At 34.1% G+C, this 21,749-nt stretch carries 33 protein-coding genes; 30 read left to right on the top strand and 3 right to left on the bottom strand.

What is annotated here, in order from left to right; genetic code table 11:
• The first annotated feature begins 5 nt into the window (after window positions 1-5).
• The 30 genes from rplW (at window position 6) to ACVC43_RS01765 (ending at window position 17,768) form a co-directional block, all read left to right on the top strand.
• Window positions 6-296: a 50S ribosomal protein L23 gene (rplW, locus tag ACVC43_RS01910; protein ID WP_452222878.1), complete on the top strand. Its 291-nt coding sequence runs from the start codon at window positions 6-8 to the stop codon at window positions 294-296.
• A gap of 11 nt (window positions 297-307) precedes the next feature.
• On the top strand, window positions 308-1,132 hold the full coding sequence (rplB, locus tag ACVC43_RS01905; protein ID WP_452222877.1) for a 50S ribosomal protein L2: 825 nt from the start codon (window positions 308-310) through the stop codon (window positions 1,130-1,132).
• Between the two features lie 3 nt (window positions 1,133-1,135).
• Entirely contained in the window at window positions 1,136-1,414 is a 279-nt protein-coding gene (rpsS, locus tag ACVC43_RS01900) for a 30S ribosomal protein S19 (protein WP_452222876.1), read from the top strand.
• A 6-nt stretch (window positions 1,415-1,420) separates the two neighbouring features.
• Complete coding sequence (gene rplV / locus ACVC43_RS01895; protein WP_034061915.1) at window positions 1,421-1,828, top strand: 50S ribosomal protein L22; 408 nt, start codon at window positions 1,421-1,423, stop codon at window positions 1,826-1,828.
• A 7-nt stretch (window positions 1,829-1,835) separates the two neighbouring features.
• The gene (gene rpsC / locus ACVC43_RS01890) at window positions 1,836-2,555 is read left to right on the top strand and encodes a 30S ribosomal protein S3 (RefSeq protein ID WP_452222875.1); all 720 of its coding nucleotides are present in this window, start codon (window positions 1,836-1,838) and stop codon (window positions 2,553-2,555) included.
• A 21-nt stretch (window positions 2,556-2,576) separates the two neighbouring features.
• Complete coding sequence (gene rplP / locus ACVC43_RS01885; protein ID WP_013869037.1) at window positions 2,577-2,996, top strand: 50S ribosomal protein L16; 420 nt, start codon at window positions 2,577-2,579, stop codon at window positions 2,994-2,996.
• Window positions 2,997-3,009: 13 nt separating this feature from the next.
• On the top strand, window positions 3,010-3,201 hold the full coding sequence (gene rpmC, locus ACVC43_RS01880; protein ID WP_034061903.1) for a 50S ribosomal protein L29: 192 nt from the start codon (window positions 3,010-3,012) through the stop codon (window positions 3,199-3,201).
• Window positions 3,202-3,213: 12 nt separating this feature from the next.
• A complete protein-coding gene (rpsQ, locus tag ACVC43_RS01875; RefSeq protein WP_013869035.1) occupies window positions 3,214-3,471 on the top strand; it encodes a 30S ribosomal protein S17 in 258 nt (85 codons plus the stop codon).
• A gap of 2 nt (window positions 3,472-3,473) precedes the next feature.
• A complete protein-coding gene (rplN, locus tag ACVC43_RS01870) occupies window positions 3,474-3,842 on the top strand; it encodes a 50S ribosomal protein L14 (protein ID WP_019386277.1) in 369 nt (122 codons plus the stop codon).
• A gap of 14 nt (window positions 3,843-3,856) precedes the next feature.
• Window positions 3,857-4,168, top strand: a complete 312-nt coding sequence (gene rplX / locus ACVC43_RS01865; RefSeq protein WP_076732124.1) for a 50S ribosomal protein L24 — start codon at window positions 3,857-3,859, stop codon at window positions 4,166-4,168.
• Between the two features lie 2 nt (window positions 4,169-4,170).
• Window positions 4,171-4,722: a 50S ribosomal protein L5 gene (rplE, locus tag ACVC43_RS01860; protein WP_452222874.1), complete on the top strand. Its 552-nt coding sequence runs from the start codon at window positions 4,171-4,173 to the stop codon at window positions 4,720-4,722.
• A 3-nt stretch (window positions 4,723-4,725) separates the two neighbouring features.
• Window positions 4,726-4,995, top strand: a complete 270-nt coding sequence (gene rpsN / locus ACVC43_RS01855) for a 30S ribosomal protein S14 (protein WP_452222873.1) — start codon at window positions 4,726-4,728, stop codon at window positions 4,993-4,995.
• Between the two features lie 60 nt (window positions 4,996-5,055).
• The gene (gene rpsH / locus ACVC43_RS01850; protein WP_013869030.1) at window positions 5,056-5,454 is read left to right on the top strand and encodes a 30S ribosomal protein S8; all 399 of its coding nucleotides are present in this window, start codon (window positions 5,056-5,058) and stop codon (window positions 5,452-5,454) included.
• Between the two features lie 19 nt (window positions 5,455-5,473).
• Entirely contained in the window at window positions 5,474-6,016 is a 543-nt protein-coding gene (gene rplF, locus ACVC43_RS01845) for a 50S ribosomal protein L6 (protein ID WP_452222872.1), read from the top strand.
• 10 nt (window positions 6,017-6,026) lie between these two features.
• Window positions 6,027-6,383 carry a 50S ribosomal protein L18 gene (rplR, locus tag ACVC43_RS01840; protein ID WP_452222871.1) on the top strand — a complete coding sequence of 119 codons (357 nt, stop codon included), beginning with the start codon at window positions 6,027-6,029 and terminating at the stop codon, window positions 6,381-6,383.
• Between the two features lie 6 nt (window positions 6,384-6,389).
• Window positions 6,390-6,914 (top strand): 30S ribosomal protein S5, encoded by a 525-nt coding sequence (rpsE, locus tag ACVC43_RS01835; RefSeq protein ID WP_076732129.1) that lies wholly within the window; start codon window positions 6,390-6,392, stop codon window positions 6,912-6,914.
• An 11-nt stretch (window positions 6,915-6,925) separates the two neighbouring features.
• Complete coding sequence (gene rpmD / locus ACVC43_RS01830) at window positions 6,926-7,108, top strand: 50S ribosomal protein L30 (RefSeq protein WP_452221486.1); 183 nt, start codon at window positions 6,926-6,928, stop codon at window positions 7,106-7,108.
• Between the two features lie 14 nt (window positions 7,109-7,122).
• Complete coding sequence (gene rplO, locus ACVC43_RS01825) at window positions 7,123-7,575, top strand: 50S ribosomal protein L15 (protein ID WP_452222870.1); 453 nt, start codon at window positions 7,123-7,125, stop codon at window positions 7,573-7,575.
• 15 nt (window positions 7,576-7,590) lie between these two features.
• On the top strand, window positions 7,591-8,946 hold the full coding sequence (gene secY / locus ACVC43_RS01820) for a preprotein translocase subunit SecY (RefSeq protein WP_452222869.1): 1,356 nt from the start codon (window positions 7,591-7,593) through the stop codon (window positions 8,944-8,946).
• A 62-nt stretch (window positions 8,947-9,008) separates the two neighbouring features.
• Complete coding sequence (gene infA / locus ACVC43_RS01815) at window positions 9,009-9,224, top strand: translation initiation factor IF-1 (protein WP_007094967.1); 216 nt, start codon at window positions 9,009-9,011, stop codon at window positions 9,222-9,224.
• A 5-nt stretch (window positions 9,225-9,229) separates the two neighbouring features.
• Window positions 9,230-9,346: a type B 50S ribosomal protein L36 gene (gene ykgO, locus ACVC43_RS01810; protein ID WP_076732133.1), complete on the top strand. Its 117-nt coding sequence runs from the start codon at window positions 9,230-9,232 to the stop codon at window positions 9,344-9,346.
• A gap of 2 nt (window positions 9,347-9,348) precedes the next feature.
• On the top strand, window positions 9,349-9,723 hold the full coding sequence (gene rpsM, locus ACVC43_RS01805; protein ID WP_452222868.1) for a 30S ribosomal protein S13: 375 nt from the start codon (window positions 9,349-9,351) through the stop codon (window positions 9,721-9,723).
• A 108-nt stretch (window positions 9,724-9,831) separates the two neighbouring features.
• Window positions 9,832-10,224 (top strand): 30S ribosomal protein S11, encoded by a 393-nt coding sequence (gene rpsK, locus ACVC43_RS01800; protein ID WP_013869022.1) that lies wholly within the window; start codon window positions 9,832-9,834, stop codon window positions 10,222-10,224.
• A gap of 199 nt (window positions 10,225-10,423) precedes the next feature.
• Window positions 10,424-11,029: a 30S ribosomal protein S4 gene (gene rpsD, locus ACVC43_RS01795; RefSeq protein WP_452222867.1), complete on the top strand. Its 606-nt coding sequence runs from the start codon at window positions 10,424-10,426 to the stop codon at window positions 11,027-11,029.
• Window positions 11,030-11,121: 92 nt separating this feature from the next.
• Window positions 11,122-12,114: a DNA-directed RNA polymerase subunit alpha gene (locus ACVC43_RS01790; protein WP_452222866.1), complete on the top strand. Its 993-nt coding sequence runs from the start codon at window positions 11,122-11,124 to the stop codon at window positions 12,112-12,114.
• A 70-nt stretch (window positions 12,115-12,184) separates the two neighbouring features.
• Window positions 12,185-12,655, top strand: a complete 471-nt coding sequence (gene rplQ, locus ACVC43_RS01785) for a 50S ribosomal protein L17 (protein ID WP_452222865.1) — start codon at window positions 12,185-12,187, stop codon at window positions 12,653-12,655.
• A gap of 119 nt (window positions 12,656-12,774) precedes the next feature.
• Window positions 12,775-13,878 carry a glutamine-hydrolyzing carbamoyl-phosphate synthase small subunit gene (gene carA / locus ACVC43_RS01780; RefSeq protein WP_452222864.1) on the top strand — a complete coding sequence of 368 codons (1,104 nt, stop codon included), beginning with the start codon at window positions 12,775-12,777 and terminating at the stop codon, window positions 13,876-13,878.
• Window positions 13,879-14,030: 152 nt separating this feature from the next.
• A complete protein-coding gene (gene eno / locus ACVC43_RS01775; protein ID WP_452222863.1) occupies window positions 14,031-15,326 on the top strand; it encodes a phosphopyruvate hydratase in 1,296 nt (431 codons plus the stop codon).
• Between the two features lie 174 nt (window positions 15,327-15,500).
• Window positions 15,501-16,787 (top strand): citrate synthase, encoded by a 1,287-nt coding sequence (locus ACVC43_RS01770; protein ID WP_452222862.1) that lies wholly within the window; start codon window positions 15,501-15,503, stop codon window positions 16,785-16,787.
• A gap of 66 nt (window positions 16,788-16,853) precedes the next feature.
• Window positions 16,854-17,768, top strand: coding sequence for a dimethylarginine dimethylaminohydrolase family protein (locus ACVC43_RS01765; RefSeq protein WP_452222861.1), 915 nt, complete (start codon window positions 16,854-16,856; stop codon window positions 17,766-17,768).
• A gap of 100 nt (window positions 17,769-17,868) precedes the next feature.
• Here ACVC43_RS01765 and ACVC43_RS01760 read toward each other — a convergent pair whose 3' ends face one another.
• From ACVC43_RS01760 to ACVC43_RS01750, 3 genes are all read right to left on the bottom strand, one after another.
• On the bottom strand, window positions 17,869-20,118 hold the full coding sequence (locus tag ACVC43_RS01760) for a TonB-dependent receptor plug domain-containing protein (RefSeq protein WP_452222860.1): 2,250 nt from the start codon (window positions 20,116-20,118) through the stop codon (window positions 17,869-17,871).
• 52 nt (window positions 20,119-20,170) lie between these two features.
• The gene (locus ACVC43_RS01755) at window positions 20,171-21,067 is read right to left on the bottom strand and encodes a FecR family protein (RefSeq protein WP_452222859.1); all 897 of its coding nucleotides are present in this window, start codon (window positions 21,065-21,067) and stop codon (window positions 20,171-20,173) included.
• A 72-nt stretch (window positions 21,068-21,139) separates the two neighbouring features.
• Window positions 21,140-21,655 carry an RNA polymerase sigma factor gene (locus ACVC43_RS01750; RefSeq protein WP_452222858.1) on the bottom strand — a complete coding sequence of 172 codons (516 nt, stop codon included), beginning with the start codon at window positions 21,653-21,655 and terminating at the stop codon, window positions 21,140-21,142.
• Between the last annotated feature and the right edge of the window lie 94 nt (window positions 21,656-21,749).

Here is a 21,749-nt window from a genome sequence, read left to right as displayed (position 1 = left end):
GACAAATGAATATCTTAATTAAACCTATAATCACAGAAAAAGCAACAGCGAACAGCGAATTAAATAACTGTTTTAGCTTCTTCGTGAATACGAAGGCGAACAAGGTAGAAATTAAAAAAGCGGTGGAAGCTGCTTATGGCGTTTCTGTAGAAAAAGTTCGTACTATAAATGTCCGTCCAGATAGAAGTACTAAGTATACAAAAACTGGTATTCAACATGGTAAAACTAATGCAATGAAAAAGGCATTAGTACAACTGGCGGAAGGTGAGATAATTGATTTATACACTAACATGTAATTAAAAGACAAATGTCAGTAAGAAAATTAAAACCAATCACACCAGGACAGCGATTTAGAGTTGTTAATGGATTTGACGCCATTACAACTGATAAGCCGGAGAAAAGTTTATTAGCTCCGAAAAAACGTTCAGGTGGTAGAAACAGTCAAGGTCGTATGACTATGCGCTACAAAGGTGGTGGTCATAAAAAAAGGTATCGTATTATCGATTTTAAAAGAACTAAAGCAGGAATCCCTGCAGAAGTTGCTTCAATTCAATACGATCCAAACCGTACAGCCTTTATCGCATTATTAAATTACCAAGATGGTGAGAAAGCGTATATCATTGCTCAAAATGGTTTACAAGTTGGACAAACTATTGTTTCAGGTGAAAATGTAGCTCCAGAAATTGGAAACGCAATGCCTTTAGTGAGTATTCCATTAGGTACAATTATATCTTGTATAGAGTTACGTCCAGGTCAAGGAGCTGTTATGGCTCGTAGTGCTGGTGCGTTTGCTCAATTAATGGCAAGAGATGGTAAATTTGCAACAGTAAAATTACCTTCAGGTGAAACACGATTAATCTTAGTTACTTGTATGGCTACAATTGGTGCTGTATCTAATTCAGATCACCAATTATTAGTATCAGGTAAAGCAGGTAGATCAAGATGGTTAGGTAGAAGACCAAGAACAAGACCAGTAGTAATGAACCCAGTCGATCACCCAATGGGTGGTGGTGAAGGTAAATCTTCTGGAGGACACCCACGTTCAAGAAACGGTATTCCTGCTAAAGGATTTAGAACGCGTTCTAAGACTAAAGCGAGTAACAAATATATTATAGAACGTAGAAAAAAATAAGACATGGCAAGATCATTAAAAAAAGGACCTTACGTTCATTATAAATTAGAAAGAAAAGTGGCTACTAATGTAGAAGCTAACAAAAAGACGGTAATTAAAACTTGGTCAAGAGCAAGTATGATTACTCCAGACTTTGTTGGGCAAACGATAGCTGTACATAACGGACGCCAATTTGTTCCAGTTTATGTAACTGAAAACATGGTAGGTCATAAATTAGGAGAATTTTCACCAACAAGATCTTTTAGAGGTCACGCTGGTGCTAAAAATAAAGGTAAAAAGTAGAAAGCTATGGGAAGTCGTAAAAAACAAATGGCAGACGCTATTAAGGAAGGTAAAAAGCAAATTGCTTTTGCTAAACTTAATAACTGTCCTACATCACCGAGAAAAATGCGTTTAGTAGCCGATTTAGTAAGAGGTGAACGCGTAGAAAAAGCACTTAACATTTTAAAGTTTAGTTCTAAGGAAGCATCAAAACGTTTAGAAACATTGTTAGTATCTGCAATTGCAAACTGGCAAGCTAAGAACGAAGATGCATCAATAGAAGAAGCAGAACTTTTTGTTAAAGAGATTAGAGTTGACGGAGGCGCAATGTTAAAAAGATTACGTCCAGCACCTCAAGGTCGTGCACACAGAATAAGAAAACGTTCAAACCACGTAACAATCGTAGTTGGAGCTAACAATAATACACAAAGCTAAGATAGATATGGGACAAAAGACAAATCCAATCGGAAATCGCTTAGGAATTATCAGAGGATGGGAATCTAACTGGTACGGAGGAAACGATTATGGTGATAAACTTGCCGAAGACGATAAGATTAGAAAATACGTTCACGCGCGTTTATCTAAAGCTAGTGTAAGTAGAGTAATTATCGAGAGAACTTTAAAACTTGTAACCGTTACTATCACTACTGCCAGACCAGGTATTATTATTGGAAAAGGTGGACAAGAGGTAGACAAGTTAAAAGAAGAGCTTAAGAAAATTACTGGCAAAGAAGTTCAGATTAATATCTTTGAGATAAAAAGACCTGAATTAGATGCGTTTTTAGTAGCAACAAGTGTTGCGCGTCAAATTGAAAATAGAATTTCATACAGACGTGCAATCAAGATGGCTATCGCTGCTACAATGCGTATGAATGCTGAAGGAATTAAAATCCAGATTAGTGGTCGTTTAAATGGTGCTGAAATGGCACGTTCTGAACACTATAAAGAAGGACGTATTCCTTTATCAACTTTTAGAGCCGATATTGACTATGCTTTAGTTGAGGCACATACTACTTATGGTAGATTAGGTGTTAAAGTATGGATCATGAAAGGTGAAGTATATGGTAAAAGAGAGCTTTCTCCTCTTGTTGGATTATCTAAGAAGCAAGGAAAAGGTGGACGTGGAGGAAACAGAGACAACAAATCACGTCGTAGAAAGTAATTTTTTAAAGAATAGAAAAAAATGTTACAGCCTAAAAGAACAAAATTTCGTAAACAACAAAAAGGACGTATGAAAGGTAATGCCGGAAGAGGGCATCAACTATCAAACGGAACTTTTGGAATAAAATCACTAGACTCGAACTTTTTAACTTCGCGTCAAATAGAAGCAGCACGTATTGCAGCTACTCGTTACATGAAAAGAGAAGGGCAACTTTGGATTAAAATATTTCCAGATAAGCCAATTACAAAGAAACCTCTTGAAGTACGTATGGGTAAGGGTAAAGGTGCGGTAGAATATTGGGCAGCAGTAGTAAAGCCAGGTAGAGTCCTTTTTGAAATAGGAGGAGTGCCATTAGACGTTGCAAAAGAAGCATTACGTTTAGCAGCACAAAAATTACCGGTAAAAACTAAGTTTTTAATCGCTAGAGATTACGAAGCATAATTTATTTGATATTATGAAACAATCAGAAATTAAAGAATTATCTGTAGCTGAGTTACAAGAGAAACTTGGTGAAACAAAGAAGAGTTATTCAGACCTAAAAATGGCACATGCAATATCTCCTTTAGATAACCCAATCCAATTACGTTCTGTAAGAAGAGACGTAGCAAGATTGGCAACGGAATTAACTAAAAGAGAATTACAATAATTCTGCTGAAAGATGGAAAAAAGAAACTTAAGAAAAGAACGTATAGGAGTAGTTACTAGTAACAAAATGATGAAATCAATCGTTGTTGCCGAAGTAAAAAAAGTGAAACATCCTATGTACGGAAAATTCGTTTTAAAAACGAAAAAATACGTAGCACACGACGAGACAAACGACTGTAACATTGGAGACACAGTAAAGATCATGGAAACAAGACCTTTATCTAAATCTAAATGTTGGAGATTAGTTGAAATAATTGAAAGAGCGAAGTAATTATGGTACAACAAGAATCAAGATTAAAAGTAGCTGATAACACCGGAGCAAAAGAAGTATTAACAATACGTGTTCTAGGTGGAACTAAAAGAAGATACGCTTCTGTAGGAGACAAAATTGTTGTTTCTGTTAAAGATGCAACACCAAATGGAAACATTAAAAAAGGTGCTGTCTCTACTGCAGTTGTTGTACGTACTAAAAAAGAAGTAAGACGTCCAGATGGATCTTATATAAGATTCGACGATAACGCCTGTGTACTTTTAAACCCAACGGGTGAAATGAGAGGAACACGTGTTTTTGGGCCTGTTGCTAGAGAACTTCGTGATAAACAATTCATGAAAATTGTATCATTAGCACCAGAAGTGCTTTAATTGATAAAAAAAAGATGACAAAGCTTAAAATAAAATCTGGAGATACTGTAAAAGTAATTGCTGGAGATCATAAAGGATCTGAAGGTAAAGTACAAAAGGTATTGGCCGATAAGAACAAAGCGATCGTTGAGGGCGTGAACATGGTAAAGAAACATACTAAACCAAGTGCACAAAGTCCACAAGGAGGAATCGTAGAGAAAGAAGCTCCTATTCAAATTTCTAACTTATCATTGCTAACTTCTAAGGGAGAAGCAACGCGAGTTGGATACAGAATGGAAGATGGGAAAAAAGTAAGATTTTCAAAAAAATCAAACGAAGTAATATAGTTATGGCATATTCACCTAGACTTAAAGAAGAGTATAAAAGCAAAGTAATTGCAGCTCTTACAGAAGAATTTGGTTATAGTAATGTAATGCAAGTACCTAAACTTAAAAAGATAGTAGTATCTAGAGGTGTTGGTGCAGCGGTTGCAGATAAAAAATTAGTTGACTACGCATTAGACGAGTTAACAGCTATAACAGGACAAAAAGCTATAGCAACGTTATCTAAAAAAGATGTTGCAACTTTCAAATTACGTAAAGGTATGCCAATTGGTGCTATGGTTACGTTAAGAGGCGAAAGAATGTACGAATTTTTAGACCGTTTGGTGACTTCAGCTTTACCACGTGTAAGAGATTTCAATGGTATTAAAGCTAAAGGTTTTGATGGAAGAGGTAACTACAATTTAGGAGTTACTGAGCAAATTATCTTCCCAGAAATAGATATTGACAAAATCAATAAAATTTCTGGTATGGATATTACATTTGTAACTTCTGCAGAAACAGATAAAGAAGCAAAATCATTATTAACTGAATTAGGGTTACCTTTTCAAAAAAACTAAGTTATGGCTAAAGAATCAATGAAAGCCCGCGAGGTGAAAAGAGCTAAAACAGTAGCTAAATATGCCGAGAAACGTAAAGCTTTAAAGGAAGCTGGAGATTACGAGGGATTACAAAAGTTACCAAAAAATGCTTCTCCAGTTCGTCAGCATAATAGATGTAAATTAACAGGAAGACCTAAAGGCTACATGCGTACGTTTGGTATTTCTCGTGTTATGTTTAGAGAAATGGCTAACCAAGGTTTAATACCTGGTGTTAAAAAAGCAAGTTGGTAAAATTATAAATTGGTCTAAGGTTCGTAATAGTACGAAAACCAAGTCCGCAAATTAATACATATGTATACAGATCCAATTGCAGATTTTCTTACAAGAATTAGAAACGCAGTGCGTGCTAATCACAGAGTTGTAGAAATTCCTGCATCAAATTTAAAAAAGGACATAACTAAAATATTATTCGATCAAGGATATATTTTAAGTTATAAGTTCGATGATTCTTCTGTACAAGGAACAATTAAAATTGCCCTTAAGTACAATAAAGAAACAAAAGAACCAGTAATTAGAAAACTACAAAGAATCAGTAAGCCTGGTCTGCGTAAGTATTCTAGTTCAACGGAATTACCAAGAATTCTTAACGGGTTAGGTATTGCTATCGTTTCAACTTCTCATGGAGTTATGACAGGTAAGCAAGCACAACGTGAGAATGTTGGTGGGGAAGTTTTATGTTACGTTTACTAATCTAATAAGGGAGAAAGAGATGTCAAGAATAGGAAATAACCCAGTTGCAATTCCAGAAGGAGTTACAGTAGAAGTAAAAGATAACGTTATTACAGCTAAAGGAAAGTTAGGAGAATTAACTCAAACTTTTGATACTGTAGATGTAAAAGTTGAAGATGGTAATGTGTTAGTAACACGCCCATCAGATTCTAAGGAAAGTAAAGCTAAGCATGGTTTATACAGATCACTTGTCAATAATATGATTGAAGGTGTATCTAACGGATGGACTAAGCAGTTAGAGCTAGTAGGAGTAGGATATAGAGCAAGTAATCAAGGAAACAAATTAGAGTTAGCTTTAGGTTTCTCTCATAATATTGTTATGAGTATTGCACCAGAAGTGAAAGTGGAAACAGTTTCAGATAAAGGTAAAAATCCAATCATTAAGTTAACATCTCACGACAAACAACTTGTTGGGCAAGTAGCTGCGAAAATTCGCGGATTTAGAAGACCAGAACCTTACAAAGGAAAAGGTATCAAGTTTGTAGGTGAAATACTAAGAAGAAAAGCTGGTAAATCAGCATAATAATTAAGTTATGGCGTTAACAAAAAACGAAAGAAGACTAAGAATTAAAAGCAGAATACGCAAGGTTGTTTCTGGTACAGAAGCAAGACCTCGATTAGCTGTTTTTAGAAGTAATAAAGAAATTTATGCTCAGGTTGTTGATGATGTTACAGGTAAAACTTTAGCAGCGGCATCTTCAAGAGATAAAGACATTAGTTCTGCAAAAGGTAATAAAAGTGAAGTTGCTACATTAGTAGGAAAATCTGTTGCCGAAAAAGCAATTAAAGCTGGAATAAGTACTATCGCTTTCGATAGAGGTGGATACTTATATCACGGAAGAGTAAAATCATTAGCCGAAGGAGCTAGAGAAGCAGGACTTAAATTCTAAGAAATTATGTATCAAAAATACAAAAGCGCAGAGTTAGTAAAACCAAGTGGATTGGATCTTAAAGATCGTTTAGTTGGTGTACAGAGAGTTACTAAAGTAACAAAAGGTGGTAGAGCATTTGGTTTTTCGGCAATCGTAGTGGTTGGTGATGAAGCAGGTGTTGTAGGACACGGTTTAGGAAAGTCTAAAGATGTAGCAAGTGCAATTGCAAAGGCTATTGAAGATGCTAAAAAGAACTTAGTTCGTATACCTATTATTAAAGGAACCTTACCACACGAACAAAAAGGTAAATTTGGTGGAGCAAGAGTAAACATCATTCCTGCAGCTCCTGGTACAGGAGTAATTGCTGGTGGAGCTGTGAGAACAGTTTTAGAAGCAGTTGGAGTGCACGATGTATTATCTAAATCTCAAGGATCATCAAACCCACATAACGTAGTAAAAGCTACTTTTGATGCATTATTGCAATTAAGAAGTGCTCAAGCTATTGCTCGTGAGAGAGGTATTTCATTAGAGAAAGTTTTTAACGGTTAATATTTACAGAAATGGCAAAAATAAAAGTAACAAAAGTTAAGAGCGCAATCAATCGTACTAAAAGACAGAAACTAACATTGTTAGCTTTAGGTTTAAAAAAGATTGGACAAACTATTGAGCACGAAGACACTCCTAATATTTTAGGAATGATTAGAAAAGTTAATCACTTAGTTTCTGTAGAAGAAACTAAATAACAAGATACTGAAAAATGAATTTAAGTAATTTAAAACCTGCAGAAGGTTCAGTAAAAAATCAAGGTAAAAGAATAGGTAGAGGACAAGGTTCTGGAAAAGGTGGAACTGCAACACGTGGTCACAAAGGAGCAAAATCTCGTTCTGGTTATTCTAAGAAAGTTGGTTTTGAAGGTGGGCAAATGCCACTTCAAAGACGTGTGCCTAAATTTGGTTTTACAAATATCAACCGCATAGAGCACCAAGGAATTAACTTGGATACGCTACAGCAATTAGTTGATGATAAAAAAATTAAAGATACATTAGATTTTGATACTATCGTTTCTTTAGGTTTAGCAGGTAAAAATGAGCTGGTAAAAATCTTAGGAAGAGGAGAATTAAAAGCAAAATTAAATGTAACTGCACACAAGTTTACCGCAACTGCTAAGGCTGCCATTGAAGCAGCAGGAGGAGAAGCAACAACTTTATAAGATCTACTTAAGAATATGAAATTTATAGAAACGTTAAAGAATGTTTGGAAAATTGAGGAACTAAGAAACCGAATCATATTTACATTAGGTTTATTATTAGTTTATCGTTTTGGAGCACAAGTTGTTTTACCAGGAATAGATGCTACACAATTAGCAAGCTTACAAGGTCAAGCTGCAGATGGTGGAATTATTGGTTTATTAAATGCTTTTACAGGAGGAGCCTTTGCTAATGCATCAGTTTTTGCTTTAGGTATTATGCCTTATATTTCAGCTTCAATTGTTGTTCAGTTAATGGGAATAGCGATTCCTTATTTACAGAAGCTTCAAAAAGAAGGTGCAAGTGGGCAAAAGAAAATAACTCAAATTACAAGATGGTTAACTATTGGTATTTGTTTAGTGCAAGCACCAGGCTATTTAGCTAGTTTACAGCCAATGTTTGGTATACCAAATTCAGCATTTTTATTAGGACAAGGTGGCGTATTCTATTTTTCATCTATAGTAATATTAGTCACAGGTTGTATATTTGCTATGTGGTTGGGAGAGAAAATTACAGATAAAGGTATAGGTAATGGAATCTCGTTATTAATTATGGTAGGTATTATTGCAACATTACCAAAAGCATTTTTACAAAACATGAGTGCGAGATTTACTACGGGTAATGGAGCGATGATGATTTTGTTTGAAATATTAATTTGGTTTGCAATTATTGCAGCATCTATACTATTAGTAATGGCTGTTAGAAAAATAGCAGTACAATATGCAAGACGATCTGCAACTGGAGGCTACGAAAAAAACGTGTTTGGAGGCGCAAGACAATTTATTCCTTTAAAACTTAACGCATCTGGAGTGATGCCTATTATCTTTGCACAGGCAATTATGTTTGTACCAGGTTTAATTGGAGATTCATCGCTTTTAAAAGATACAGCTGCTGGTCAATGGATGGGTGCTAATTTTTCAGATATGTTTGGCTTATGGTATAATGTCTTATTTGCATTACTAATTATTGTTTTTACATATTTCTATACAGCAATTACTGTTCCTACCAACAAAATGGCAGATGATTTAAAACGTAGTGGCGGTTTTATTCCAGGTATTAGACCTGGTTCTGAAACGTCAGAATATTTAGATAAAATCATGTCTCAAATAACATTACCAGGTTCAATATTTTTAGCGCTGATTGCTATATTTCCAGCTTTCGTTTTTAAGCTAATGGGAGTACAATCTGGATGGGCATTATTTTTTGGTGGTACATCGCTATTAATTATGGTTGGTGTTGCAATCGATACTATGCAACAAGTAAATTCTTATTTGTTAAATAGACACTATGATGGCTTGATGAAAACCGGTAAAAATAGAAAGGCAGTAGCTTAATGTAATTAAAGTTTAGAAATCTAGGCAAGGTATTTGCTTATAGATAACTAAAAAAAATATATATGGCAAAACAAGCAGCAATAGAACAAGACGGAACCATTATAGAAGCATTATCAAATGCTATGTTTCGTGTTGAATTAGAAAATGGTCACATTGTGACTGCACATATATCTGGTAAAATGCGTATGCACTACATTAAGTTGTTACCAGGTGATAAAGTAAAATTAGAAATGAGTCCTTATGATTTAACTAAGGCTCGAATAACTTATAGATACTAACAGAGATGAAAGTAAGAGCATCAGTTAAAAAAAGAAGTGTAGATTGTAAAATCGTACGCAGAAAAGGCAGACTTTACGTCATTAACAAAAAGAATCCTAGATTCAAACAAAGACAAGGGTAATTATGGCAAGAATTGCAGGTGTAGACATACCAAAAAACAAAAGAGGAGTGATCTCATTAACTTATATCTACGGAGTAGGTAGAAGTAGAGCACAAGAAATTTTAGCAACAGCTAAAGTAGACGAAAACATCAAAGTACAAGATTGGACAGACGATCAAATAGGAGCAATCCGTGAATCTGTTGGAACTTATACTATTGAAGGTGAATTACGTTCTGAAACACAATTAAACATTAAACGATTAATGGATATTGGGTGTTACAGAGGTATTCGTCACAGAGCTGGTTTACCACTAAGAGGTCAACGTACTAAAAACAACTCGAGAACCAGAAAAGGTAGAAGAAAAACTGTTGCTAACAAGAAAAAAGCAACTAAATAATAATTAGAAATTTGGTCTTTAGTGTTAGACGTTGGAAAGAATCTGTTTGAAATTATTTAGGTTTAGGATTCTAGCGACTATCAACTAACTACTTAGAACTATAGAAATATGGCAAAGACAAATACAAAATCAACTAAAAAACGTAAAGTTATAGTTGAATCTGTTGGAGAGGCGCACATTACTGCATCTTTCAACAATATTATCATCTCATTAACAAACAAAAAAGGTGACGTTATATCATGGTCATCTGCTGGAAAAATGGGATTCAGAGGTTCTAAAAAGAACACTCCTTATGCAGCTCAACTTTGTGCAGAAGACGCATCTGCAGTAGCTAAAGAAGCTGGATTGAAAAAAGTTAAAGTTTACGTAAAAGGACCAGGTAATGGTAGAGAATCTGCTATCCGTTCTATTCACAATGCAGGAATTGAAGTAACAGAAATTATTGACGTTACACCTTTACCGCACAATGGATGTCGTCCTCCAAAGCGTAGAAGAGTTTAAGCACGTTGCGCACAACGTACGCTTCAATACAACGCATAAATTAATATCAGCTATTTAGCATAGCTGATGTTAATTTTTTTGTGTAAATTTGCAGACTTAAAAAAAAAATAATAACAAGTATCAACGAGAGATTAAAACGATTATCGAAGGATAAGATTAAGACCTTAATTCATAATCACTCTCAAAAAATCAATTTAAAATGGCAAGATATACTGGTCCTAAAACTAAAATAGCTCGTAAATTTGGCGAAGCTATCTTCGGAGACGATAAAGCCTTCGAAAAAAGAAATTACCCTCCTGGACAACATGGAAACGCACGTCGTCGTGGTAAAAAATCTGAATATGCAATCCAATTAATGGAAAAGCAGAAAGCTAAATATACTTATGGTGTATTAGAGCGTCAATTTAGAAACATGTTTAAAAGAGCAACAGCTGCTCCAGGCATTACTGGTGAAGTTTTATTACAATTATGTGAGTCTAGATTAGACAACGTTGTATTTAGAATGGGAATAGCACCAACAAGAAGTGCTGGAAGACAATTAGTATCGCACAGACACATTACAGTAAATGGGGAGTTGGTAAACGTACCATCTTACCAATTAAAAGCTGGTGATGTTGTTGCTGTAAGAGAAAAGTCTAAATCTCTTGAAGCTATTGAAAGATCTTTATCAAATTCAAGTAACGTTTACGAATGGATTACTTGGAATAGTGAGAAAAAGGAAGGAACTTACGTTTCTGTTCCAGCAAGAATTCAAATTCCAGAAAACATTAACGAGCAATTCATAGTCGAATTATACTCTAAATAAAATAATCATATTGGTATTTGGCCAAAGGATTTATTAGTGTTCTTCAAACTTTTAAATCGCGCAACCACATAACAATTAAAACGAAGAAACATATGGCAGTATTTAATTTTCAGAAGCCCGACAAAGTAATCATGATTGATTCTACTGATTTCGAAGGTAAATTCGAATTCAGACCTTTAGAACCAGGTTATGGACTAACAGTAGGAAATGCCCTTAGAAGAGTTTTATTATCTTCTTTAGAAGGTTTTGCAATTACTTCGGTTAGAATAGAAGGTGTAGATCATGAGTTTTCAGCAATTGCTGGAGTGGTGGAAGATGTAACTGAAATTATTTTAAACTTAAAACAAATGCGTTTTAAGCGTCAAATAGAAGATGTAGATAACGAATCGGTTTCTATTTCTATTTCAGGTCAAGACAAAATTACAGCAGGTGATTTTCAAAAATTTATTTCAGGATTCCAAGTATTAAATTCAGAATTAGTAATCTGTAATTTAGATCCTAAAGTAAATATTACTATGGAAATTACAATTGAAAAAGGAAGAGGTTATGTTCCTGCAGAAGAAAACAAAAAAGCTTCAGCACCAATAGGAACAATTTTTACAGATTCAATTTATACACCAATAAAAAATGTTAAATATAGCATTGAGAACTACCGTGTAGAGCAAAAGACAGATTACGAAAAATTAGTTTTCGAAATCCAGTCGGACGGTTCAATAACACCTCAAGATGCTTTAACTGAAGCAGCAAAAACATTAATTCACCACTTCATGTTATTCTCAGATGAGCGTATTACATTAGAAGCTGATGAAATTGCACAGACTGAAACTTATGATGAAGAGTCACTTCACATGCGTCAGTTGCTTAAAACTAAGTTAGTAGATATGGATTTATCTGTACGTGCACTTAACTGTTTAAAAGCTGCAGAAGTGGATACATTAGGAGACTTAGTATCTTTTAATAAAAACGATTTAATGAAGTTCCGTAACTTTGGTAAAAAATCTTTAACAGAGCTTGAAGAGCTTGTAAACGTTAAAGGTCTTAACTTCGGAATGGACTTATCAAAATATAAATTAGACAAAGATTAATTAATCATATTTTGCTCTCCAGTCAATTATTATAATCTGGATTTGGTAGCAAGATGATAAACAAAACGTCATGAGACACGGAAAAAAAGTTAACCATTTAGGAAGACAAACAGCTCATAGAAAAGCAATGTTAGCAAACATGGCTTGTTCTTTAATCGAGCACAAACGCATTAATACTACAGTTGCAAAAGCAAAAGCTTTAAAGCAATTTGTAGAACCAATGATCACTAAATCGAAATCTGACACGACACACAACCGTCGTTTAGTATTTTCTAAGTTACGCCAAAAAGAAGCGGTAACAGAATTGTTTAGAGATGTTGCTGCAAAAATTGGTGATCGTCCAGGTGGCTACACAAGAATTATCAAGTTAGGAAACCGTTTAGGTGATAACGCAGATATGGCAATGATTGAGTTAGTAGATTATAACGAAATCTACAATGCAGATAAGAAAGCTAAGAAAACCACTCGTAGAAGTCGTCGTGGTGGAAAAACTGCTGCTGCTGCTCCAGTTAAAACCGAAGCAACTAACGAAGAAGAATAAATGTTAATAAGCATTTAATATATAAAGGATAAACTATTTTAGTTTATCCTTTTTTTTTTGAAAATTTGCAAAACTTTTGTTTTCTACTTAAGTAGAAATAAAAACACACAACTACGATAATGAAATATCAAAAATTAAAAAAAGCATTAATTCTATTAGCAGACGGAACCATTTTTCATGGAAAAGCAGTGGGCAGAGAAGGAAGCGCCTTTGGAGAGGTTTGTTTTAATACAGGAATGACAGGTTATCAAGAGATTTTTACAGACCCATCTTATTATGGGCAATTAATGGTAACCACAAATGCTCATATAGGAAACTATGGCGTTAATGACGAAGAAGTAGAGTCTAACTCTATAAAAATAGCAGGACTAATTTGTAAAAATTTTAGTTACGAGTTTTCTCGTGATGATGCAGATGGTTCTCTTGAAGATTTTTTAAATAATAATAATCTTTTAGCCATTTCCGATGTGGATACCAGAGCTCTGGTAGCTTACATTCGTGATAATGGTGCTATGAATGCGGTTATTTCTACAGATGTTGAAAATGTAGATAGACTAAAAAAGGAATTAGCAGATATCCCACAAATGAATGGTTTAGAGTTAGCCTCTAAAGTCTCGACCAAAAAACCTTACTTTGTTGGTGATGAAGATGCAGATATTAAAATAGCAGCATTAGATATTGGTATCAAGAAGAACATACTTCGTAATCTGGCAAAAAGAGGCGCTTATATTAAGGTATTTCCATATAATTCAACATTCGAAGCATTGAGTTCATGGAAACCTGATGGTTACTTTTTGTCTAATGGACCAGGAGACCCAGAACCGTTAACAGAAGCTATTGAATTAACCAAAGAAATAATAAAAAGAGACTTGCCATTATTTGGTATTTGTTTAGGGCATCAGGTCATCGCATTAGCCAATGGCATTTCAACTTACAAAATGCATAATGGACATCGTGGCATAAATCACCCAGTTAAAAATTTAATAACGGGAAAAGGAGAAATAACCTCGCAAAACCATGGTTTTGCTATTAATAGAGAAGAGACCGAAGCGCACAGCGATATAGAAATTACACACATACACTTAAACGACGATACTGTTGCAGGTATCAAAATGAAGTCTAAAAATGTGTTTTCTGTACAATATCATCCAGAAGCAAGTCCAGGACCTCACGATTCTTCGTACCTGTTCGACGAATTCATAAAAAACATTAATAAAAATTAATACTAAATAAGCAATAGAAAACGCAATCTGTTGCTTATTTAATTTTACTAAAACGTTATAGCAAATTTTATTGTTAATTTTGAATTCAATACCAATTACATAACAAAATTAAACTGTAAATTTGGGAGTATAACAAACTTAAAACACCAATTATGAGTATTATAATTAACGTTCACGCAAGACAAATTTTCGATTCAAGAGGAAATCCTACAGTAGAAGTAGATGTAGAAACCGAAAATGGTTACGTAGGAAGAGCAGCAGTGCCTTCTGGAGCTTCAACAGGAGAACATGAAGCTGTAGAGTTACGAGATGGAGGTGATAAATTTATGGGAAAAGGTGTAACTAAGGCGGTTGAAAATGTTAATACCGTATTAGCTGAAGAACTTTTAGGTGTTAACGTATTCGAGCAAAACTATATAGATACTTTAATGCGTGAAATTGATGGTACACCTAATAAATCTAAATTAGGCGCAAATGCTATTTTAGGTGTTTCATTAGCGGTTGCTAAAGCAGCGGCAGCAGAAATAGGTATGCCATTATATAGATACGTTGGAGGTGTAAGTGCAAATACACTACCTGTACCAATGATGAACATTATTAATGGAGGTTCACATAGCGACGCACCAATTGCGTTTCAAGAATTTATGGTTATGCCAGTAAAAGCAGAGAATTTCTCTCACGCTTTGCAAATGGGTACAGAAATATTTCATCATCTTAAAAAAGTTTTACACGATAGAGGTTTAAGTACTGCAGTTGGAGACGAAGGTGGTTTTGCACCTAATTTAGAAGGAGGAACGGAAGACGCACTCGATACTATTAAAAAAGCCGTTGATAATGCTGGTTACAAATTAGGAGACGATGTAATGATAGCATTAGATTGTGCTGCTGCAGAATTTTATGTTAACGGAAAATACGACTATACAAAATTCGAAGGCGACTCCGGACAAGTAAGATCAAGCAAAGAACAGGCAGATTACCTGGCTGAATTATCTCGTAAATATCCAATAATCTCGATAGAAGATGGTATGGATGAAAACGATTGGGAAGGCTGGAAATATTTAACAGAACAAATTGGAGATAAAGTGCAATTAGTTGGTGACGATTTATACGTTACTAATGTAGAAAGACTTTCAAAAGGAATAAAAAATAACATCGCCAATTCAATATTAATTAAAGTAAATCAAATTGGTACACTAACCGAAACTATTGCTGCAGTAAATATGGCACATAATGCAGGATATACTTCTGTAATGTCACATCGTTCTGGAGAAACAGAAGATAATACCATAGCAGATTTAGCTGTGGCGTTAAATTGCGGGCAAATTAAAACTGGTTCTGCTTCGCGAAGTGATAGAATGGCAAAATATAACCAGTTGTTACGTATAGAAGAAGAACTGGGAGAAATTGCATATTATCCTAAAGAAAAAGCCTTTAAAATTAAACACTAATTGTTTTTTTTAACATTATTTAAAGCGATTATCAACTTATTGATAATCGCTTTTTTTATACTATAATTTTTTTCAATACATTAATTGTTAAAATGGTTGTTAACGAGTTTTATAAATAGCGACATATTTTGTAACTTAGCGTCCCGCATAAATAAGTAAAAATTCAAAGAAAATATGTCAAAAACTGCTACGTTAGAAATCGACGGAAAAAAGCACGAGTTTCCTTTAATAACAGGAACGGAAAATGAAGTTGCAATAGATATTAAAACCTTAAGATCTTCTACAGGAGGAGTTACTACAATTGATCCAGGTTATAAAAACACAGGGTCTTGTGAGAGTGCCATTACCTTTTTAAATGGAGAAGAAGGAATATTGAGATATAGAGGTTACGCCATTGAGGAATTAGCTGAAAAAGCAGATTTTCTTGAAGTCGCTTATTTACTAATTTTTGGTGAATTGCCAACTCAGGAGCAGTTAGATAAATTTCATTCAGATATAAAAGCACAATCTGTTGTCGATGAAGACATCAAAAAAATATTAGATGCTTTTCCAAAATCGGCTCACCCTATGGGAGTGCTGTCTTCTTTAACAAGCGCCTTAACAGCTTTTAACCCGTCTTCAGTAAATGTAGATTCGGAAGAGGAAATGTATAGAGCCATCGTTAAAATTTTAGGTAAATTTCCAGTGTTAGTGGCATGGACGCTTCGTAAAAAACAAGGTTTACCGTTAGACTATGGCGATAAAAATTTGGGCTATGTAGAAAACATTTTAAAGATGATGTTTAAACAGCCTAACGAAGAGTATACACAAAACCCAGTTTTAGTAAACGCTTTAGATAAGTTATTAATTTTACATGCAGATCATGAGCAAAATTGTTCTACATCTACGGTAAGAATGGTAGGTTCTGCACATACAGGATTATTTGCGTCAATCTCATCTGGAATTTCTGCACTGTGGGGACCATTACATGGTGGTGCAAACCAAGCAGTATTAGAAATGTTAGAAGCTATAAAAGAAGATGGTGGAGACACTAAAAAATTTATGGCTAAAGCTAAAGATAAGGAAGATCCTTTCCGTCTCATGGGCTTTGGGCACAGGGTGTATAAAAACTTCGACCCAAGAGCTAAAATTATTAAGGTAGCAGCAGACGAAGTTTTAGCAGATTTAGGCATGGAAGATCCTGTTTTAGATATTGCCAAAGGTTTAGCATCTGAGGCTTTAAGTGACGATTATTTTGTAAAGCGTAAGTTATATCCAAACGTAGATTTCTATTCAGGAATTATTTACAGAGCTATGGGTATTCCTGTAGAAATGTTTACGGTTATGTTTGCATTAGGACGTTTACCAGGTTGGATTTCACAATGGAAAGAAATGCGTTTACGTAAAGAACCAATTGGACGTCCAAGACAAGTTTATATTGGCGAAACACACAGGCCTTTTAAAGATATAGAAAAAAGATAATACTAAAATATTATTACAGACAAAAGCTTCATAAGTAATTATGGAGCTTTTTTATATATTTACCTCATGTTAAAACTCAACGTAAAAAACGAAACGTCTCGCCTTCGTGCAGTTATTTTAGGAACAGCTCGAAGTAATGGTCCAACACCTAAAGAGGAAGACGCCTACGACCCAAAATCTTTAGAACATATAAAAGCAGGAACCTACCCTGTGGAAAAAGATATGATTAAAGAAATGGAGGCCGTAGCCAATGTTTTCGAAAAATATAATGTCAAGGTATTTAGACCAGAAATTATAGAAAATTGCAACCAGATTTTTACCAGAGACATAGGTTTTGTTATAGACGATGTATTTGTAAAAGCAAATATTCTACCAGAACGTGAAAACGAATTTGAAGCTATACACTATGTTATCGATCAAATAGATGAGGAAAAAGTAATTAGACCACCAGAAGAGGTGCATATCGAAGGAGGCGACGTTATGCTTTGGAACGATTATATATTTATTGGTACTTACAGAGAGGACGATTATGCAGATTATATTGTGGCCAGAACCAATATGGAGGGTGTTGCTTTTATTGAAAAAACATTTCCGCATAAAAAAGTAAAATCTTTTAATTTAAGAAAATCGCAAACCAACCCAAGAGATAATGCGTTGCACTTAGATTGTTGTTTTCAGCCCATAGGAACAGGAAAAGCCATTTTACATAAAGAAGGATTTCTTGAGGAAGAAGAGTACGAATGGTTGTTAAATTATTTCGGAAAAGAGAACTGTTTCATTATTACAAAAGAAGAAATGTATAGTATGAATAGTAATATTTTCTCTATTTCTGAAAATGTTATTATTTCTGAAAAAAACTTTACACGATTAAACACCTGGCTTCGTAAAAACGGTTTTACTGTTGAAGAAGTTCCTTATGCAGAAATTTCTAAACAAGAAGGTTTGTTACGTTGCAGTACGATGCCTTTGATTAGGGATTAGATTAAGGAAGTTCGTTTAATGTTCTCTGATATGAAACGTTGGAATGTTTTATATCAATCGTTGAACGAAGTTAGCCTAAAATTTTGACAAAGTCAAACACCTAAAACACAACCCTAAAGCTCAAATTAGGTGTAAAACCAAGTGATTTGTTGTCGATTTTAGAGATAGAATTGTCTTCATTTAAAATATAATAACTGTTTAATGTATTATTTCGGTTAAATAAGTTCCAAATCGACAGGCCAGCTTCTGCGTTAGCCTTATTAGCAACCTTAAAGTTATAGGTTCCGGAGAAATCGGTTCTAAAATAATCGTCAAGTGTGTTGTTATTAGCAGTATCGTAATTTATAGTATTGTCGAAAACAGGCTGCGTAGTGTTAGGTGTAGTTACAGGTTTTCCAGAGTGCCAATTAAAACCAAGTGCAAGTTTTAACTGTTTAAGTGTGTATGTTCCTGCAAAGGTTAGCGCGTGTGTTATGTTAGTATTATTGGCAAAAGCTTGCGCATTATTTATTGTTGGAAAATTATAGTTATTGTCGCTAATAGAGTAACTTAACCAACTACTAAACTGGTTAAATTGTTTATTTACTAAAAAATCGATGCCTTTAATTTCGTAAGCGCCTATTGCGTTTATATTTTGATATTGGTTTTGAAAACCTTGACTTCTGGTTGTTATGCCTTCTACATTTTTTATAAAAGCTTCTGCGCTTAACAGGAGTTTGTTTTTATTATAATGTAAGCCAATAGAGGCTTGTTTACTCTCTATAATTGGCAAGGTGGTGTTATTTGCTAAAACCCAGCGTCTTTTTTCAATACCTAAAAAATCGTTTTGTCTGTCTATTACCTGGGAGGTAACCTGACTTTTAAATTCGCCTAAAAACTCAACTTTAAAATGCTTTAAAAATTTGTGATTAAAACTTAAACGAGGTTCTACCAATAATAAATTAAAAGGCTTAAAATAATTACTGCGCGCACCTGCTTTTAAGTGTGTTTTATTGTTGTAAGAGGAATATGCAAATTCACTAAAAGTAGCATGAGTGCTCACCACGCGTTTTATGTCGCTTCTAAATGAGGGATTGTTAATCTCTTCGAAATTAGTGATACCAACTTCAGAAAACTGATAGCCATTGGTCCATTGTAAACGCGTATTAAAATCTAATTTTAATTGTAGAGTAATCCCATTGTCTAAAACGGTGTTGTTTTGTTGTAAACGCTGGTTGTTTTCAACATCAAAATTGGTGGCTTTTAATTTATAGTCGGAAATATTAAGCTGTACATCTGTGCTTAATACTTTGCTCCATTGTCTGTTGTAATTTAATCCAGCGGCAAGATTGTATTGTGTAATACCACTATTTAATGCAGTAGTAATAGTGTTGCTTGAGCTGTTTTCCATATAATCAAGTGAATTAAATATGGTAGTAAAACTCAATCTAAGTTTATCTTTAGCCGAAAGATCATGAAGCAACTTGGCGCTTACATCGTAAAAATAAAAGGTTTCGTTAGATGTAAAATTTTGGTTGTTTTCTGAAGTATTGTCCACATCAGAGTCCTGGAAAATACGATCGAAGTATTGTTGGTACGTCGGTGAGTTTACAAGGTCTGTTACAGAGCGTCTTGCCGATAATTGCAATTCCATATTGTCTTGCAGTTTTAGTTTAGAAAAACCATCTGCCTGAACTAAATTGAAGCCTAAACCATGTCTTGATTTTTTGTTAACGTCCTTGTCTAAACGTATGTCTATAGTACTGGAAACACCATCACCATACAGTGCACTTGTTCCGTTTTTAAAGACTACAACATTAGAAATCAGGTTTGGGTTAAAGGCAGAAATTAATCCAAAAAAATGACCAGATTGATACATCTTTATGCCTTCCCATAATATTAAATTCTGGTCGTGGGTCCCACCACGCACGTTTAAACTTGAAACCGTCTCATCTACACTTAATACACCTGGTAAGGCTTGAAATGTTTGCAAAACATCTGGCTCGATTAAGCCTGGAAGAATGCCAAATTCCTCTGGGTTAATAATTACTTCTCCTGTTTTTGTTTTTGTAATACCAGTGGTTAAAAAAGTAATTAATTGAACTTCCTCAAGGGCTTCAATAGGTCTTGTTACCTTTCTGCTTGGTGCTATTGCAACAAACCGACTGTTTATAATTTTAAAATTTAAATTAGTGTTTGTTCTAAGAAAAGTAATAGCGTCGTTGTAAGAGAGTAATGTAGATGGTTCGTTTATTTCAACACCTTCGACTGTTTTATCTGCATAGGTAAACCTAATATCAAAACGTTTTTCTAAAGCTTTTAAAACTGTGGTAATTGGTAGTCTTTCAGTTTTTGTAGTCTGTGAGTTCACGCTAAAAAAACTAAAAAAAAATAGGACTATTAAGAGAGTTAACGTAATGTTTTTACTCACGCTTTAGCAATATCTTAGTGTTGCTTTTACTATAGGTTAAGTTAAGAGGAATAGTAATGGCTTGCAATGCAACGTCCAAATTATTATGCGCAAAACTACCTGTAAACAACTGGTTTGTATCTATAGTATTAACGCTAAAAGTAACATTGTATTGTCTTTCGAATTCTGCAATTACCTGAGCATATGGCATACTTTTAAAAGCACTTTCATTATTAATCCAAAATGGATTTGTAGCTTTTATAAGAGGCGTTTTAACATGTTTACCATTAATTATTAAAAAACTGTTGCCAGGTTTTAAAATAATGTTAGAATTATCGTGGGTTACTTTTACAGAACCTTCATAACAAACAACCTCAAATAAATCAGCTCTGTTTTTAACATTAAACTCTGTGCCTAAAACACTAACATCTCCAGCAGAAGTATGTACGCTAAATTTAGAACCTTTAGCAACTTTAAAATAGGCTTCACCATTTAAGTCTATATCACGCGCTGTGCTCCAGTTCTTTTTATTAAAAGCTAAAGTAGTCTCTGCATTTAAAATAACTTGAGAGTTATCTGGCAGCGCAATAGTTTCTTTCTCGGCAATTTGAGTATTAATGGTAGTGTTTAACGTTGTAGTATAATAATAAGTGGCAAAACAAATAGCTAATACAGCAGCAATTCTTACGAAAGGTTTTAACCAGCTTTTTTGTGTTTTGGTTTTGCTTTTAAGTGCGAATTGTAATTTTTCTAATTCAGCATCAGCAGGATAAGAAGACGGTTTAAATTGTTGTAAGGCAGTATTCAACCTCATTAATTCGTTATAGTCGTCAAGCTGTTTAAAAGCTTCCAACTCTTGCGAATTAAGGCTGTTATCTAACCATTTTTTTATTAACTCTTCTTTTTTCATAATATCTTACTCAAACATATAACAACTATATATTAAAAACTCCTACCTTTTTTAAAAGCTACTAATTTAATTTTATAACTCCTTGATATCTTCACGTAATTTCTTTAATGCACCATAAATACGTTTTTCTACAGCTTTACTACTAATACCTAACAATTCTGCTATCTCTTTGTGTTTTTTACCTTCAACCCGATTCATCAAAAAAGCAGTACGTTGCGCTTCACTTAAGCGAGAAAGTGCAGTTTCTAATTTTTGCATGTATTGTTTTTCTTCCAGTATAAATTCTGGCGAAAGGTTGGTTTGATGTTTTTGTTTTAATTTTTGGTGTTTTAATACAATTTTATGGTGTTTCGCTTCATTTAACATTAAATTATTAGCAATAGTAAAGAGATAGCTTTTTGCCTTTTCTGGCGCTACTTTTTTACAGTTTTCCCACAATTTAATAAAGGCATCTTGGGTTTTGTCCTTAGGATTTAAATGGTCTCCAAATTTATAATACAGGAAATTGTGCAAGTCTTTCGCATACTTTTTAAAAAGCGCATTAAAGCGAATCTCATCACAAATATTATCATGTAATTTTTTTGCCATATCGGTTTTTAAGAACGGTCTAAATGTAAAAAAAAACAAATACAGAGTTAGGAATTTTTAAAACTTAATTGTTTTAATACTGAATAAGCAATAC

Source organism: Lacinutrix chionoecetis (genome assembly GCF_053604665.1).
Note: the sequence above shows the minus strand (reverse complement) of the source record. Positions and strands in the feature narration are given on the sequence as shown.

Coding starts and splice junctions, on each gene's coding strand:
- rpsN (WP_452222873.1), top strand. CDS start 4,726: ATGGCTAAAGAATCAATGAAAGCCCGCGAGGTGAAAAGAGCTAAAACA.
- rplN (WP_019386277.1), top strand. CDS start 3,474: ATGGTACAACAAGAATCAAGATTAAAAGTAGCTGATAACACCGGAGCA.
- rpsH (WP_013869030.1), top strand. CDS start 5,056: ATGTATACAGATCCAATTGCAGATTTTCTTACAAGAATTAGAAACGCA.
- ACVC43_RS01765 (WP_452222861.1), top strand. CDS start 16,854: ATGTTAAAACTCAACGTAAAAAACGAAACGTCTCGCCTTCGTGCAGTT.
- rpsC (WP_452222875.1), top strand. CDS start 1,836: ATGGGACAAAAGACAAATCCAATCGGAAATCGCTTAGGAATTATCAGA.
- rplP (WP_013869037.1), top strand. CDS start 2,577: ATGTTACAGCCTAAAAGAACAAAATTTCGTAAACAACAAAAAGGACGT.
- rplW (WP_452222878.1), top strand. CDS start 6: ATGAATATCTTAATTAAACCTATAATCACAGAAAAAGCAACAGCGAAC.
- infA (WP_007094967.1), top strand. CDS start 9,009: ATGGCAAAACAAGCAGCAATAGAACAAGACGGAACCATTATAGAAGCA.
- eno (WP_452222863.1), top strand. CDS start 14,031: ATGAGTATTATAATTAACGTTCACGCAAGACAAATTTTCGATTCAAGA.
- secY (WP_452222869.1), top strand. CDS start 7,591: ATGAAATTTATAGAAACGTTAAAGAATGTTTGGAAAATTGAGGAACTA.
- rplV (WP_034061915.1), top strand. CDS start 1,421: ATGGGAAGTCGTAAAAAACAAATGGCAGACGCTATTAAGGAAGGTAAA.
- carA (WP_452222864.1), top strand. CDS start 12,775: ATGAAATATCAAAAATTAAAAAAAGCATTAATTCTATTAGCAGACGGA.
- rpmC (WP_034061903.1), top strand. CDS start 3,010: ATGAAACAATCAGAAATTAAAGAATTATCTGTAGCTGAGTTACAAGAG.
- rplF (WP_452222872.1), top strand. CDS start 5,474: ATGTCAAGAATAGGAAATAACCCAGTTGCAATTCCAGAAGGAGTTACA.
- ykgO (WP_076732133.1), top strand. CDS start 9,230: ATGAAAGTAAGAGCATCAGTTAAAAAAAGAAGTGTAGATTGTAAAATC.
- rpmD (WP_452221486.1), top strand. CDS start 6,926: ATGGCAAAAATAAAAGTAACAAAAGTTAAGAGCGCAATCAATCGTACT.
- rpsD (WP_452222867.1), top strand. CDS start 10,424: ATGGCAAGATATACTGGTCCTAAAACTAAAATAGCTCGTAAATTTGGC.
- rplR (WP_452222871.1), top strand. CDS start 6,027: ATGGCGTTAACAAAAAACGAAAGAAGACTAAGAATTAAAAGCAGAATA.
- ACVC43_RS01750 (WP_452222858.1), bottom strand. CDS start 21,655: ATGGCAAAAAAATTACATGATAATATTTGTGATGAGATTCGCTTTAAT.
- rpsQ (WP_013869035.1), top strand. CDS start 3,214: ATGGAAAAAAGAAACTTAAGAAAAGAACGTATAGGAGTAGTTACTAGT.
- rplO (WP_452222870.1), top strand. CDS start 7,123: ATGAATTTAAGTAATTTAAAACCTGCAGAAGGTTCAGTAAAAAATCAA.
- rpsK (WP_013869022.1), top strand. CDS start 9,832: ATGGCAAAGACAAATACAAAATCAACTAAAAAACGTAAAGTTATAGTT.
- rplX (WP_076732124.1), top strand. CDS start 3,857: ATGACAAAGCTTAAAATAAAATCTGGAGATACTGTAAAAGTAATTGCT.
- rpsE (WP_076732129.1), top strand. CDS start 6,390: ATGTATCAAAAATACAAAAGCGCAGAGTTAGTAAAACCAAGTGGATTG.
- rpsM (WP_452222868.1), top strand. CDS start 9,349: ATGGCAAGAATTGCAGGTGTAGACATACCAAAAAACAAAAGAGGAGTG.
- ACVC43_RS01770 (WP_452222862.1), top strand. CDS start 15,501: ATGTCAAAAACTGCTACGTTAGAAATCGACGGAAAAAAGCACGAGTTT.
- rplQ (WP_452222865.1), top strand. CDS start 12,185: ATGAGACACGGAAAAAAAGTTAACCATTTAGGAAGACAAACAGCTCAT.
- rplE (WP_452222874.1), top strand. CDS start 4,171: ATGGCATATTCACCTAGACTTAAAGAAGAGTATAAAAGCAAAGTAATT.
- rpsS (WP_452222876.1), top strand. CDS start 1,136: ATGGCAAGATCATTAAAAAAAGGACCTTACGTTCATTATAAATTAGAA.
- ACVC43_RS01755 (WP_452222859.1), bottom strand. CDS start 21,067: ATGAAAAAAGAAGAGTTAATAAAAAAATGGTTAGATAACAGCCTTAAT.
- ACVC43_RS01790 (WP_452222866.1), top strand. CDS start 11,122: ATGGCAGTATTTAATTTTCAGAAGCCCGACAAAGTAATCATGATTGAT.
- rplB (WP_452222877.1), top strand. CDS start 308: ATGTCAGTAAGAAAATTAAAACCAATCACACCAGGACAGCGATTTAGA.